Origin of the sequence: Zobellia russellii (assembly GCF_044597075.1) — a bacterium.
Classification (GTDB): Bacteria; Bacteroidota; Bacteroidia; order Flavobacteriales; family Flavobacteriaceae; genus Zobellia; species Zobellia russellii.
The window spans coordinates 3,156,637-3,170,598 of the sequence record NZ_CP139000.1; the positions used below are offsets into that span (position 1 = coordinate 3,156,637).

Consider the following 13,962-nt stretch of genomic DNA (forward strand, 5'->3'; position numbering starts at 1 on the left):
TTATGGTTTAATGTTCTAAGAAGTCTATTAAGTGTTTTCGGTATGTATAGTAATCATCATGTTCCAATACGGATTTTCTGGTTCTAGGCCTTTCAAATTCAATATCTAGAATGTCTCCTATTTTAGCCCTTGGTCCGCTGGTCATCATTACCACACGGTCTGCCAAGAAAATCGCCTCATCCACATCATGGGTAATCATTACCGCGGTAATTTTTTCTTTGTTCCAGATTTCAATCAAAATATCCTGCAATTCACCACGGGTAAGCGAGTCTAGCATACCAAATGGTTCATCTAGAAGTAATACCTTAGGTTTAATGGCAAACGCTCTGGCGATACCAACCCTTTGTTGCATACCTTGGGAAAGTTCAGAAGCTTTCTTGCCAAAAGCACCGTCCAGACCCACTTTATGAAGGTAGTATTTAGCTATATCTTGACGCTGTGCCTTTGTTGCATGAGGAAAAACCTGATTCACGCCTAGCAGCACATTTTCAAGCGCTGTCATCCACGGCATAAGGCTCGGTGATTGAAAGATAACGCCCCTATCCGGACCAGGTCCTTTAACCGGATTTCCCAAAACGGATATATTTCCACCTGAAATAGGGTTAAGGCCAGCTATCATAGAGAGCATTGTAGTTTTACCACATCCGGAATGGCCGATTATGGTAACAAATTCCTCTTTCATTATTTGAAGGTTCAAATGTTCCAGTACCACATAATCTCCTTTTGGTGTGGGGTATACTTTCTTAAGATCGTTCAGATCCAACATTACCTGAGAAGGATAAAAAATACCGTTCTCCGTGGTTCCCAACTCTGTTTTTTCTATTGTTTCGGACATAGTTCTAGGTTTAGGCTACAAAACTTTTAGGTGCTATTTCTGGAAGGAAGTATTCCTGTTGTGAAACCGATTTTCTTTGGTCTCCGATATCCATCAAATACTCGATAATGGCATTTCTTGTTTTCTTGTAATTTGGATTATCGTTCATGGCCGTCTTATCCCTAGGCCGTTCAATATCTATTTTAAACTCTGGTCCTAGCGTAGCATTTGGACCCGGTTTTAAAGGAATAATCCTATCTGCCATGTAAATACCCTCATCTACATCATTGGTTATCAACAATGCCGTACGTTTATCCTTGCTCCAGATATTTAGTATTTCATCTTGAAGGTTGCCACGCGTTAAAGCATCCAGAGCACCTAAAGGCTCATCCATGATTATCATTTCAGGATTCATTGCCAATGCCCTGGCAACCGATACACGTTGCCTCATTCCTCCTGATAGTTCTTTAGGTCTTTTGTTTATAGCAGGGCTTAGACTTACCATTTCCACATAATCGCTAACGCGTTTCTTCAACTCTGCTTTGCTCAACTTTGGAAAAGCTTCTTTGACCGCCATATACACATTTTGCCCAACGGTTAGCCACGGTAGCAAAGAATAGTTTTGGAAAATTACGCCCCTTTCATGACTGGTATCTACAACCGGACTTCTTTTAAAGAGAACTTCTCCACTTGTAGGTTTTAATAATCCGTTGATAAGGTTTACCAATGTAGTTTTTCCACTTCCGGTAAAGCCTACGATGGCAACAAATTCCCCTTCTTCTATCGTTAGGTTGATGTCGGATAATACGTTTGTAACGTTCTCATCCGTACCATAACTCTTGTATACATTGTTTAATTCTAAATATGCCATTAGTTATGATTTTAAGGGTTATGCCATTTCATTTTTGTTGAAAGAAACCAAGTTCTGCACGGAGAGCATAATCCTGTCCAAAAGGAATCCGATGATACCGATTACGAACATCGCAACGATGATTTTTGCGTTGGAGTCATTGGCCCCGTTCTGAAACTCTTCCCAAACGAAAAGTCCCAACCCTTGACTTTGTGCCAATAGCTCAATTGCTATAAGTACCATCCACGCTACGGAAAGCGTAATACGCAGACCGGTAAATATTAATGGGAGGGAAGAAGGTAAAATCACCTTAAAGACTTTTTGAAAAGTGCCCAATTTTAAAACTTTGGCAACGTTGATGTAATCTTTGTCTACCGAGGATACACCCATAGCTGTATTTACCAAGGTGGCCCACATGGCACAGAGACCTACACTTATAAATGATATTACAAATGCGTTATCCGAACTGTCTCCTATGTAAAGTGTCTTTACGATCATAAAGACCAACAAATACCAAACCACGGGGGATACTGGCTTAAAGATTTGAATGAACCAGTTGAATGCACTGCGCAAAGATGGGCTCAACCCTATGATAATACCGATTGGTACAGCAATTAAAAGTGCTAATAAGAATCCCGCAAAAACTGTTTTTATACTTGTAAGAACGATATCCACAAAAGAAGCTCGGCCTGTGTAAACAATAGCATCCTTGCCTTGTGCTACCAACTTAGCATTCATGGTGGACATCTTTTCTTCAAACGCTGCCTTATCCGCAGTTATAACTTTGTGATCTGCAATTAGGGATTGAAGCGAACTCCATACTTGAGAAGGAGAAGGCAGCGTATTGGGTTGGCAACTACTGTCTCCGGATGCGATACATGCACGCTCTGCGTCCGCAGCTTCCTGGCCACGCTCCGTTAGTGCCTTTTCAATTTTATAGGCTGCTTCCTTATTGTAAAGTGCTTTAGACCCTAAATGCCATAATCCTAAGAACAATAGAACGGACAATACGGTAATACCTGTTTTCTTCAAGGACGAAAAAATATCACCCTTTTGAAATTTAGGGGTAAGCTTAGCTACCATCGGCTTTAAGAATGCAAGTCCTTGACCTTCCTTTTTAAGTGTTATATCTTGTTCCATAATACATTAATTTTGCTTCGATTTACTTACTCTGTATCTTAATCCTTGTTTCCTATGGAGAAACTATTGATATATCCTATCGGATCTTTTGCATCAAATGATGTCCCGTCTATAAAGTCTGTAGTTGCTGGTTTGTATCCGTCCGTATCAGGAACATCACTTGAAGGAATTTGACCTTCCGCCACTAAAAGTTCCGCAGCTTTTTTCCAGATGTCAGGACGATAGATATCCTTGATCGTTTCACCATACCACTCAGCTGATTTTGTTTCAGGAATCTGTCCCCATCTGCGCATTTGAGTTAAGAACCAAATACCGTCAGAGTAAAAAGGATATGTTGCATTATACTTGTAGAAAACATTAAAATCAGGCATCTCACGCTTATCTCCTTTTTCAAATTCAAACGTACCGGTCATGGAGTTTGCCAAAACCTCTTCAGGTGCACCAACATACTGAGACATTGAAAGTATTTTTACGGCTTCGGCCCTGTTAGATGGCTCATCTAACCATTTTCCTGCTCTGATTAATGCTTTAGTAACGGCTATGGCAGTATTTGGATTTTCGTTTACAAATTTCTCCGTCATAACAAACACTTTCTCCGGGTTGTTCTTCCAGATATCGTAATTAGTAGTCACCGGCACGCCGATACCTTTAAATACCGCTTGTTGGTTCCAAGGCTCTCCTACACAGTAACCATAGATAGTTCCTGACTCCAATGTAGCCGGCATCTGTGGCGGTGGTGTTACGGACAACAACACTTCCGCATCAATCTGGCCTTGCACGTTATCCGCAGTATACATACCTGGGTGAATACCCGCTGCTGCCAACCAATAGCGAATTTCATAGTTATGTGTAGATACAGGGAACACCATTCCCATTTTAAATGGTTTACCGCTGTTCTTATATTCGGTAATAACTGGTTTAAGAGCGTCTGCCTTAATCGGGTGTATAGGTTTTCCCTCTGAATCTGCCGGTACATTTGGCTTCATTTTAGACCAAACGTCATTGGACACCGTGATTCCGTTACCATTTAAATCCATTGAAAAAGGAGTTACCAATTTGGCTTGTCTACCAAAACCGGCTCCTGCCGCAATTGGTTGTCCCGCCAACATATGAGAACCGTCTAATTGACCATCTATAACTCGATCTAAAACGTTTTTCCAGTTAGATTGTGCTTCTACGGAAACGAACAGTCCCTCATCTTCAAAGAAGCCCTTTTCCTTGGCAATGGCCAATGGTGCCATATCCGTTAGCTTTATAAAACCGAAAGTCAATTGCGGTTTCTCAATATCCAACATCTTTGTTTTTGATGCTACCGCTTCTTCCGTAGAAGCTTCGGTCTTTTTTGCTTCTTTTCCTCCACAAGCCATCACAACTGCAGCCAAACTCGCAAACAATGATGCTTTTGTAAAAATGGTTTTCATATTCAATTGGTTTTAATTAAACTACGTATTAATACTTATTCTTGACAAATGTATACGTAATCGTTTGATCTACATATGGTATATCATAGGTTAAACCCTCTTTTTACACCATCTTCAAACCTGCCAAAACACAGGTTTATGTTATTTAATACTGAATTTCAACATGTTAGAACACACCTATCTATTTGAGTATAGATACGTAGTGGTACGGATTAATAAATATTGAGTAATTGTAGGGAAAGTGTACGGTTTACTTAACTGTCCAAATAAAAGTTATGCTCGGATATTTCCCGTTTGAGAAGCGAGCTATCAATAATTTCAACACGCTTGCCTTTTGTGTCAATCAAATTATCCTTCTTTAGTGCAGAGAATACTCGTATAACTTGCTCTTCCGTAGTTCCGGCATAATTTGCATACTCCCTTCTACTTAAAGCGACATTGATAAAATTATTTTTTCTACCAAATTTGCGCTCTATATAAATTAGGGTGTCTATGACACGCTCACGAACAGTCATCTGTGAAATTGATTTTACTTTAGCCTCACTTCTATTGAGCTCATTGGCATAAAATAACATGAGGTCGTATGTAAAATTGGGAGCTGTTAATAGTACTTTTTGCAGGTTTTCTTTCGAGAAATAACAAAGGTTGGTATCCTCCAGGGCCATAGCACCAATACTATAGTATTCGTGGGTTCCAAACCCCCTATGCCCAATTATTTCACCACAGTTGGCAAAGCGAACGATTTGCTCCCTTCCGTTAATACCGGTTCTAAAAACCTTAACTTTTCCAGATTGAATAAAGAACAAGCCGTTTACGGGAGCTCCTTCCATAATAAATTGCTGGCCCTTTTTACAAGTGAACTCCCTCTTTTCCTCAACAAATTCCAATACCAATGCACTAAGTCTTAAGTTTCTTTTAATAAGACAACCACTATTTGTACAGTCCTCACAAGAAGTGTGGGCCAATTTTTTCTTGGTTCGAGCCGTATTCGTATTTGCCTGTGTAGAAATCATATTGACTTTTTACTTATCCGCTACAGCAAACTTAGGCGTATTGGCCTTGTTCATTTCTAAAGCCGTAGCCTTCTCGTCTTCTGTGGAAAATTTTATTGCTAGCGATAGACCAGCTGCAACAACAACACAAATTCCTATAATAAAGTACCCACCCGATACTGCTGTAGAAGCTGCAGCGGATTGCGCTGCCCTAACCGCCTCTTCTCCCAAGTTTGTATTTGCGGCAATTGCTTGGGTTTCGGCCAAAGCGGATTGTGATTTGAGAAACATTGCCGCTACAAAGGCCCCAACGTTTCCGCCCGCTCCTACAATTCCCGAAATAGAACCAATTGCTTTTTTATTAATGAACGGCACCACGGAAAAAGTAGCTCCTTCAGCCATTTGAACGGATAGACTAAACGCTATCAAAAATAAGATACCAAAGGCAATACTTGTAGTAGTTGAAAATATGGTAAGCATACAACCTTCTATAGCTAAAATTATCGCCAAGAACACAACTCTACCTCGCAATCCTTTCATTTTACCGAATCTATCTCCAAAGAAACCTCCCAAGGTTCTTGCAAAAATATTCATTAAGGCAAACGATAAAACCAGATTACCCGCCGTAGAGCGCATTAAGCCAAACGTATTTTGCAAGTAATCATCCATTGTTCCATATACGGTAAGCTCCATTCCAAAAGAGGCGGCATATACTACAAATAGTATCCACACCCGATAATCCTTTAAAACACTTACAAAGCTTTCTTCATCTTTCTTAAGTTTGGGCATCTTACCCTCTTTCTTAAGCTGAGCAAAATTACCTTCCGGAGTATCCTGTGTAAAAAAGTAATAAACCGCTCCCATTAGCATTGCAATTACACCGGCAATTACCATAGAATAACGCCATGCTACTTCATCCGCAACACCAAAACTCACCACGGCAGCCGCAATTAACGGCATTCCCAAACGGTTGGCGCCACCTCCTAAATTTCCCCAACCTGCAGATGTAGCATTGGCCGTACCCACAATATTAGGAGCGAACATTATAGAAGTATGAAACTGGGTAATTACAAACGATGCCCCAATAAAGCCAATGAACAAACGGCAAATTAAAAATTGAGCAGGTGTTTGAACGAATCCAAGTAATATAACAGGTATGGCTCCTATAAGAAGTAAATACGTATAACATAATCGGGGGCCATATTTATCACATAATTTTCCAATGAGAAGGCGTGCGAACACCGTTCCGGTTACCGCCAATATAATAGAGTTCCATTTCTGCTCAGGAGTAAGCCCTAAGTCCTTTACAACATCCGGCATGAACGGTACAATACCAAACCACGCGAAAAAACAGATAAAGAATGCTACCGAAGTTATCCAAAACGTACGAATGGGCATACTTTTAATATTTCCGAGTTTTAAGCTGGTCGCTTTTTTAGATTGTGTTTCCATAATACAAATGTTTTAGGTTCAACAATATTCAAAACTACGTATATTTATACGTATTACTACGTATATTTTTAAAATATGTCACATTTCTAAGTATTTTTACGAGACCAGAAAATATACTGAACCAAAAAACAGATATCCAAAAAAAAGTGCTGTATAAAATGACAATATCATATTCCCGCCAAAAAAAGAGCTCTGCCATATGCCTTACACAGACACAAGACAGAGCTTTTAGCAGAGGCTTCAGTACAAAATATACGTACGTAAACCTATTTAGATTTTAGAAACTAGAATGGAGTACACGCTGCACTTCTTCCTCAAAAAAAGCGGGATGCTCGGCCACTACATCACCTATTACTATAATACCGGGTTTAGAGCGATCAATACTAGATTTCCCTGAAGCCATACTACCCAATGTACCCACAATACAGGATTCATTTGGCATCGTGCCATTTTGAATTACAGCCATTGGAGTTAAGGACCCCCTATATTTATTGACCTCTCTAATTATTTCCGATAATTTTCTCACTCCCATTAATATAACCATAGTTGCGGAAGACTGCGAAGCGAACTTTAAATCTTCTGAGAACGAACCATCTCTTTTTGTTGCCGTCATTACCCAAAAACTACTACTAACACCTCTCTGTGTCATAGGTATTCCTTGACTAGACGGAACAGCTATAGCACTGGAAACTCCAGGCACCACGGTTACAGGAATACCAAAAGATTCCACATAGGCTATCTCTTCATGGGCTCTACCAAAAACAAATGGGTCTCCCCCTTTTAAGCGAACTACATGACCACTCTCAAATGCTTTTTCTACTATTAGGATGTTAATATCATCTTGATTGAACGAATGCATTCCACATCTTTTACCTACGTATATTTTTGGAATCCCGGCATCAATCTGTTTTAATAATTCTTCATCTATTAATGCGTCGTACAAAACCACATCGGCCGACCTTAAAGCCTTTAAACCCCTAATGGTAATAAGGTCTGCGCTTCCCGGACCCGCTCCTATCAATGTAACTTTTGGCTCTTTTACTGTTTTCATAACTAGCAGTTTTAAAGGGTTGTTTTAGTAATTCCTCAACAAAACTACGTAATTATTTCGATAAAAACAGATATTTTATACGTATTTATACGTAATATTGCTAAGTAGTTTAAAATCGAAGCCTATGAAAACCATTATTGTTGTCGGAAACGGCATGGTCGGATATAAGTTCTGTGAGAAAATCGCAGCCCGAGAAGAATCTGAAAATTTTAAGATTATCGTTTTCGGTGAGGAACCAAGAGCGGCGTACGATCGTGTACACCTAAGTGAATTCTTTGGAAATAGGGATGCCAAAGCCTTGGAACTTGCCCCTATGAGCTGGTATACAGAAAATAAGATAGAACTGATCGTTAATGAACGTGTTACGGACATTCACCGTAAAACAAAAACGATAACCACTGGAAGCGATAAAGAATATGCATACGACTACTTAGTACTGGCCACAGGCTCAAGTCCTTTTGTACCTCCTATAAACGGAGTAGAGAAAGAAGGTGTCTTCGTATACCGCACCATAGAGGACCTGGAAGCCATGCTCAACTATGCGGAAAAGATTAAAGCAAAAAAATCTAATGGTCGTGCGGCAATATTAGGCGGTGGTCTTTTGGGATTAGAAGCAGGTAAAGCCGTGATGGACATGGGTCTTGAACCCCATGTTGTAGAGTATGCCCCTAAACTTATGCCAAGACAACTGGATTCCCGAAGTAGCAATGTCCTTCAACTTACCTTAGAGAATATGGGCATTAACATACATTCCGGAAAAGCTACAAACCGTATTCTAGGAAACGGGGCCATTACAGGAATGGACTTTGGCGAAGATGATACCTTAGAAGTAGACATGCTCGTAATTTCAGCAGGTATTAGACCTCGTGATGAACTCGGAAAAACATGTAATCTAGAAATGGGTGTTCGCGGTGGCATTGTTGTAAATGACAGAATGCAGACCTCAGACCCTAATATATTCGCTATTGGCGAAGTGGCATTGTACAACCAGATGATTTACGGACTCGTAGCCCCAGGTTATGAGATGGCCGAAGTGGCCGTAAACCAAATTATAGAGAGCTCCGAAGTGGTAATGCGCTCAGAAATTGACATGTCCACAAAACTAAAACTGATCGGTGTTGACGTGGCTAGTTTTGGAATACCTTATATGCCTGCGGACAAGGGCCTTTCTATTATTTATGAGAACAAGACCAAAGGGTTGTACAAACGTATAAACGTAAGTCACGATGGCAAAACCCTATTAGGAGGAATTATGGTAGGTGATGCCGAGGATTATAGCATTCTACACCAAATGTACCTTAACAATATTCCTTTGCCCGATAATGCCGAAGAGCTCATTGTTGGTGCCCGTGGCGAAGGAGGTTCCGCATTTGGCAGCGCCATGGATTTACCGGACACCGCCGTAATCTGTTCCTGTGAAGCTGTTACCAAAGGAGCCGTTTGCTGTTCCGTAATAGACGATGGCAATGAAACCGTAAAGGACGTAGCCAAAGCAACCAAAGCCACAACGGGCTGTGGAGGATGTAAGCCCATGGTTGCCGATCTGGTAAAAGAAAGTCTAAAAAGCTTAGGAAAAACGGTTAAAGAAAGTATCTGCGAGCATTTTGACTACTCCAGACAAGAACTTTTTGATATAGTTAAGCTTAAGGATATTAAAGATTATGACCAATTGCTGGACGAAGTAGGAAAAGGACATGGCTGTGAGGTCTGCAAACCCTTGGCCGCTTCAATTTTTGCCAGTATATACAATGAAACGGCCAACCGTCAAGAAACCATACAGGATAGTAACGATCGTTATTTGGCCAATATACAGCGTAACGGAACCTACTCAGTTGTTCCTAGGGTAGCTGGGGGTGAAATTTCGCCCAAGCAGTTAATGGCCATGGGTAGGATTGCCAAGAAGTACGACTTGTACACAAAAATAACGGGAGGACAACGTATTGATATGTTCGGTGCTAAATTGCACGAGCTGCCCCTTATTTGGGAAGAACTTATTGCCGAAGGTTTTGAAACCGGTCAGGCTTATGGAAAATCGCTACGTACGGTAAAGAGTTGCGTAGGTTCTACTTGGTGCCGATACGGAATGGACGAAAGCGTAAGTTTCGCCATTGAAATTGAAAACAGGTACAAGGGTATACGCTCTCCCCATAAATTTAAAGGCGGGGTTTCTGGATGCATCCGCGAATGCGCCGAAGCCCGAGGTAAAGATTTTGGGTTCATTGCCGTTGAAGGCGGATGGAATGTTTACGTAGGCGGAAACGGTGGGGCCAATCCAAAACATGCCGAGCTACTGGCCGAAAAAGTGGACAAGGAAACTGCCATTACATATGTAGACCGTTTTATGATGTTCTATATAAAAACAGCTCCGCCACTTACAAGAACCGCGGCTTGGCTAGACAAACTGGAAGGCGGTATTACCTATCTTAAAAACGTAGTTATCAATGACTCACTAGGTATTGCGGAAGAACTGGATGCCGATATGCAAAAATTTGTTGACACCTATAAATGTGAGTGGAAAGAAGCCGTAGAAACTCCAGAAATAAGGGAACGGTATACCCACTTCATTAACTCGGACGAACCGGATGATAATATAGAATTCGTATCGCTTCGTGATCAAAAGATGCCTAAAGAATGGGCTTAATAGAACTTGAAAATCACGAAAAGAAGTGACAAACAGAGTAATCCCAAACTAAAAACAACATTATGATCGCAAATCTAAGTACATATGAAACCGTACAGCCAGATAACGTAAAAGTCTGGTTTAAAGCAGGACCCGCTAGTAAATTTCCAAAAAATGGCGGGGCATGTATAAAATACAAGGACAAACAAATTGCCATTTTCAATTTTACACGCCAAGCCACTTGGTATGCGTGCCAGAATCTTTGTCCGCATAAAATGGAAATGGTCCTTTCCCGAGGAATGATCGGCGAGGAAGATATGCAACCAAAAGTAGCATGTCCACTTCATAAGAATACGTTTTCGCTAAAAACAGGAGAAAACCTAAACGGGAGCTTGGATGCAATTGCTACCTATCCGGTTAAGGTAGAAGGGGAGTTTGTGTTCGTTGGCTTTTCGGAATAAGTGATTTTTTCGGCAAATCTTTAGAAAGACGTTATAGCCATGCAATAGATTCTCTACAGGTCTCAAGGTATTTGTATCTTAGACCAAAATTAAACTTATGGCCATTTCCGATAAATTACAGCAAGCCTTTTCTTTGTTCGATAAGGCAAACGAGCAAGATCCCCATACAGAAATAACCCCTTCAGGGAAAACATATCCCAAAGAATTGCTTTATGCACTTCGTATGACGGAAAAACTGAACGACTTTGCCCCCAAAGCATCAGAAGCCTTGCAATTAACGGCAAGATGTCAACATATATGCAGATGGGAAATTCCACGGGAATCTTATGAAATGAACCGTACGGGGTATCTTAAATGGCGCCAGGACCTAAAAAAATTCCATGCCCAAAAAGCTTCTGCTATTCTTGAAGAAGTGGGTTACGATCAAGAAACCATTGAGAAGGTCGCTTTTTTATTGGAGAAGAAACAATTAAAGAAAAATGAGGACACACAAACTTTGGAAGATGTTATTTGCTTGGTGTTCCTTGAGCATTATTTTGAGCCCTTTGCGTCTCAGCACGATGAGGCCAAGGTAATTGACATTCTTCAAAAAACATGGCGAAAAATGTCCGAAGAGGGGCATGAAGCCGCATTAAAACTGCCTCTTTCCAAGAATTCACTGGAGTTGGTTTCGAAAGCCATTGCAGGTTAATTTAAGGAATAGCAATAGTACCCATGTACCATGTCAAAAGAAAAAAGCCAATTACCGCTTGACTCTGAAACCTTTCTAAGTATAAGAAAGTGGTACCTATGGGCTTTGGCCGGTATTGCAATTACCATTATAGTCTCTCAAATTCTAATTCAGTTGCACCTTAATTCGCAGCTGAGTGATTCGCGCGTCATTAACGTGGCGGGTTTCCAACGGGCCTATAGTCAAAAATTGACCAAAGAATTATTGCTCATAAAAGATGCGTTTCCAAGTAATTCCATTACCAAAAATGTAACGGCCCTCTCTAAAACCATTTCAATTTGGAAACACTCTCATTTGGCATTACAAAACGGAGATGCGGAAATAGGGATTCCTAAAGAGACCAATATTGAAATACTAGAGTTATTCCAGAAGTTGGAACCCCATCATGCGGCCATGGTAGGGGCCGCAGAAAAGATAATCCAATCCTACCATGATAAAAGTCTAGACAAGGCCAATCTAGAAGAAAATGTTGCTGTAGTTCTCCAAAATGAGAATAGTTTTCTTCAATTGATGGACGATATCGTAAACCAATACGACCAACGGAGCAAGGAACAGTTAAAAATCCTTAAGCGAAAGGAATATGTTCTACTTGGCATTTCATTGCTCATATTATTGTTAGAAATATTGTTCATTTTTCGCCCTCTTTCTTTACAAATTAGAAAGACCATTGGCGATTTAATGCAAAACCAAGTAAACTCGGAAGCACGGGCAAAAGAGGTTCAGCAGCTTTATTCGGAAAAGGAAAAATCCCTTCAGGAACTACAGGAGCTTAACTTTGTAATAGACAATGCCGCATTGTTTGCCAGTACCAGAAAAGATGGGAGTATCGTTTTTATAAGTAAAAAATTCCTAGAGCTATTAGGGATAACCGAAAAGCAACTGAACAAGCCCCTTTCCGAAATTCTAACTGCCGATCAAGGCCAGCAAGAATACCTCAGGGAGGTTCTAAAGAACAATAGAAAAAACGTAATCCGTACAGAAGAGATAAAAATCACTACCCTAAAAGGAAAACACTTTTGGCTGGATATGTCCATAGTACCCATGCATCAATCCAGTAGACAACAGAGTATTCTAATTCTATGTTCGGATATTACGGAACGGAAAGAAAACAGCATAAAAGTAGAGCAGCTTACCCAACAGAACTTTGAAGCCCGCATGTTACAGAAAAAAGTACAGGCAAGCCAAATTGTTGAGGGCCAGGAAGAAGAGAGAAAACGGATTGCAAAGGACATTCATGATGGTATTGGCCAAATGTTGACCGCCCTAAAATTCAATATAGAATCTATTGACCCTGAAAACAAGGCTAAGACCATTGAAAAGATTGCCTATTTAAAAACTTTGACTTCAGATTTGATAAAGGGTGTGCGTACGGCAACTTTTAACCTAACACCACCGGAACTGAGCGATCACGGTATTTTTCCGGCACTTCAAAAAATGACTGCCGAGCTTTCTAAACTCACGGGCAAAACTATTCTTTTTGATAACCGTACCGATGAACACATTAGGTTTGACTCCTTGGCCGAAACCAATGTCTATAGAGTAGTACAAGAGGCGGTAAACAATGCCATAAAATATGCCGAAGCCAATTATATTTTGGTGACCATTAATTATAATGACGATATCCTAAGTGTTGTTATTGATGATGACGGCAAAGGTTTTGACGATTCCATTTTGGGTCAAGTACCTAAAAACAATAGTGAAGGCGGAATGGGACTCTTTTTTATGAAAGAGCGCATAGACTATATTAACGGTAGGCTATTTATAAATTCTATTCCCGGTGAAGGCACTCGTGTCACTATAAATTATAAAACAGAAAAAAAAGAAGAACATGGAGCGGAATGAACTGTACCCCGTATTTCTTAAAGTATCCAATCTAAATATTTTAATTGTGGGCGGCGGAAACGTAGCCCTGGAAAAATTGACTTTCCTATTAAAATCAAGTCCTAGTGCCCAAGTGGAAATGGTATCCCCTTTTTACAGGGAAGAAACTATTGCTCTCGCGACCAAATTTGGCATTGTTATGCATTTAAGCGACTATAATAAATCTTTCTTGAAAAGCAAACACATGGTCGTTGCTACTACCGATAAGGTAAAAGTAAACGAACAAGTATACCATGATTGTAGGGCGGAGAGCATCTTGGTAAACGTAGCGGACAACCCTCCTTTCTGTGATTTTTATATGGGCGGGATCGTTACCAAAGGAAACGTAAAAGTGGCTATTTCTACTAACGGAAAATCGCCTACCACAGCTAAACGTTTGCGTCAGTTTTTTGAGGATGTCATTCCTGAAAATATAGACGACCTGGTGAAGAACCTCAACGAATTCAGAAAAACAATTAAAGGCGACTTTGAAGAAAAAGTAGAAACCTTAAACGAGTTTACCAAAGGTTTGGTCAGCAAAAAAGACAAGGACCCTAACTAAGCCTATACG

General features: G+C 40.4%; 12 protein-coding genes. 5 read left to right on the forward strand and 7 right to left on the reverse strand.

Features of this window, described 5'->3' with window-relative positions; genetic code table 11:
- Positions 1–7: 7 nt before the first annotated feature.
- The 7 genes from SJY45_RS12835 to cobA all read right to left on the reverse strand — a co-directional run bounded on the left by SJY45_RS12835 (position 8) and on the right by cobA (position 7,720).
- Entirely contained in the window at positions 8–835 is an 828-nt protein-coding gene (locus tag SJY45_RS12835; protein WP_155601150.1) for an ABC transporter ATP-binding protein, read from the reverse strand.
- A 10-nt stretch (positions 836–845) separates the two neighbouring features.
- Entirely contained in the window at positions 846–1,685 is an 840-nt protein-coding gene (locus SJY45_RS12840) for an ABC transporter ATP-binding protein (RefSeq protein ID WP_400071176.1), read from the reverse strand.
- Positions 1,686–1,703: 18 nt separating this feature from the next.
- A complete protein-coding gene (locus SJY45_RS12845) occupies positions 1,704–2,804 on the reverse strand; it encodes an ABC transporter permease (RefSeq protein WP_400071178.1) in 1,101 nt (366 codons plus the stop codon).
- Positions 2,805–2,842: 38 nt separating this feature from the next.
- Entirely contained in the window at positions 2,843–4,225 is a 1,383-nt protein-coding gene (locus SJY45_RS12850) for a CmpA/NrtA family ABC transporter substrate-binding protein (RefSeq protein ID WP_400071180.1), read from the reverse strand.
- Between the two features lie 254 nt (positions 4,226–4,479).
- Complete coding sequence (locus tag SJY45_RS12855; protein WP_400071182.1) at positions 4,480–5,238, reverse strand: Crp/Fnr family transcriptional regulator; 759 nt, start codon at positions 5,236–5,238, stop codon at positions 4,480–4,482.
- Between the two features lie 9 nt (positions 5,239–5,247).
- Positions 5,248–6,669 (reverse strand): MFS transporter, encoded by a 1,422-nt coding sequence (locus SJY45_RS12860; protein ID WP_400071184.1) that lies wholly within the window; start codon positions 6,667–6,669, stop codon positions 5,248–5,250.
- Between the two features lie 277 nt (positions 6,670–6,946).
- On the reverse strand, positions 6,947–7,720 hold the full coding sequence (gene cobA / locus SJY45_RS12865) for a uroporphyrinogen-III C-methyltransferase (protein ID WP_400071186.1): 774 nt from the start codon (positions 7,718–7,720) through the stop codon (positions 6,947–6,949).
- Between the two features lie 124 nt (positions 7,721–7,844).
- On the opposite strand from cobA, the gene nirB reads away from it, so the two are divergent.
- From nirB to SJY45_RS12890, 5 genes are all read left to right on the forward strand, one after another.
- Positions 7,845–10,361 (forward strand): nitrite reductase large subunit NirB, encoded by a 2,517-nt coding sequence (gene nirB, locus SJY45_RS12870; RefSeq protein WP_215436917.1) that lies wholly within the window; start codon positions 7,845–7,847, stop codon positions 10,359–10,361.
- Between the two features lie 62 nt (positions 10,362–10,423).
- Positions 10,424–10,801, forward strand: coding sequence for a nitrite reductase small subunit NirD (gene nirD / locus SJY45_RS12875; RefSeq protein WP_215913502.1), 378 nt, complete (start codon positions 10,424–10,426; stop codon positions 10,799–10,801).
- A 97-nt stretch (positions 10,802–10,898) separates the two neighbouring features.
- The gene (locus SJY45_RS12880; RefSeq protein WP_215436911.1) at positions 10,899–11,492 is read left to right on the forward strand and encodes a DUF4202 domain-containing protein; all 594 of its coding nucleotides are present in this window, start codon (positions 10,899–10,901) and stop codon (positions 11,490–11,492) included.
- A gap of 30 nt (positions 11,493–11,522) precedes the next feature.
- Positions 11,523–13,373: an ATP-binding protein gene (locus tag SJY45_RS12885; protein ID WP_400071188.1), complete on the forward strand. Its 1,851-nt coding sequence runs from the start codon at positions 11,523–11,525 to the stop codon at positions 13,371–13,373.
- On the forward strand, positions 13,360–13,953 hold the full coding sequence (locus tag SJY45_RS12890) for a bifunctional precorrin-2 dehydrogenase/sirohydrochlorin ferrochelatase (protein WP_215436905.1): 594 nt from the start codon (positions 13,360–13,362) through the stop codon (positions 13,951–13,953). The genes SJY45_RS12885 and SJY45_RS12890 overlap by 14 nt, the downstream gene beginning before the upstream one ends.
- Positions 13,954–13,962: the final 9 nt, after the last annotated feature.

Coding starts and splice junctions, on each gene's coding strand:
- SJY45_RS12835 (WP_155601150.1), bottom strand. CDS start 835: ATGTCCGAAACAATAGAAAAAACAGAGTTGGGAACCACGGAGAACGGT.
- SJY45_RS12885 (WP_400071188.1), top strand. CDS start 11,523: ATGTCAAAAGAAAAAAGCCAATTACCGCTTGACTCTGAAACCTTTCTA.
- SJY45_RS12845 (WP_400071178.1), bottom strand. CDS start 2,804: ATGGAACAAGATATAACACTTAAAAAGGAAGGTCAAGGACTTGCATTC.
- SJY45_RS12860 (WP_400071184.1), bottom strand. CDS start 6,669: ATGGAAACACAATCTAAAAAAGCGACCAGCTTAAAACTCGGAAATATT.
- SJY45_RS12890 (WP_215436905.1), top strand. CDS start 13,360: ATGGAGCGGAATGAACTGTACCCCGTATTTCTTAAAGTATCCAATCTA.
- nirD (WP_215913502.1), top strand. CDS start 10,424: ATGATCGCAAATCTAAGTACATATGAAACCGTACAGCCAGATAACGTA.
- SJY45_RS12850 (WP_400071180.1), bottom strand. CDS start 4,225: ATGAAAACCATTTTTACAAAAGCATCATTGTTTGCGAGTTTGGCTGCA.
- nirB (WP_215436917.1), top strand. CDS start 7,845: ATGAAAACCATTATTGTTGTCGGAAACGGCATGGTCGGATATAAGTTC.
- SJY45_RS12880 (WP_215436911.1), top strand. CDS start 10,899: ATGGCCATTTCCGATAAATTACAGCAAGCCTTTTCTTTGTTCGATAAG.
- cobA (WP_400071186.1), bottom strand. CDS start 7,720: ATGAAAACAGTAAAAGAGCCAAAAGTTACATTGATAGGAGCGGGTCCG.
- SJY45_RS12840 (WP_400071176.1), bottom strand. CDS start 1,685: ATGGCATATTTAGAATTAAACAATGTATACAAGAGTTATGGTACGGAT.
- SJY45_RS12855 (WP_400071182.1), bottom strand. CDS start 5,238: ATGATTTCTACACAGGCAAATACGAATACGGCTCGAACCAAGAAAAAA.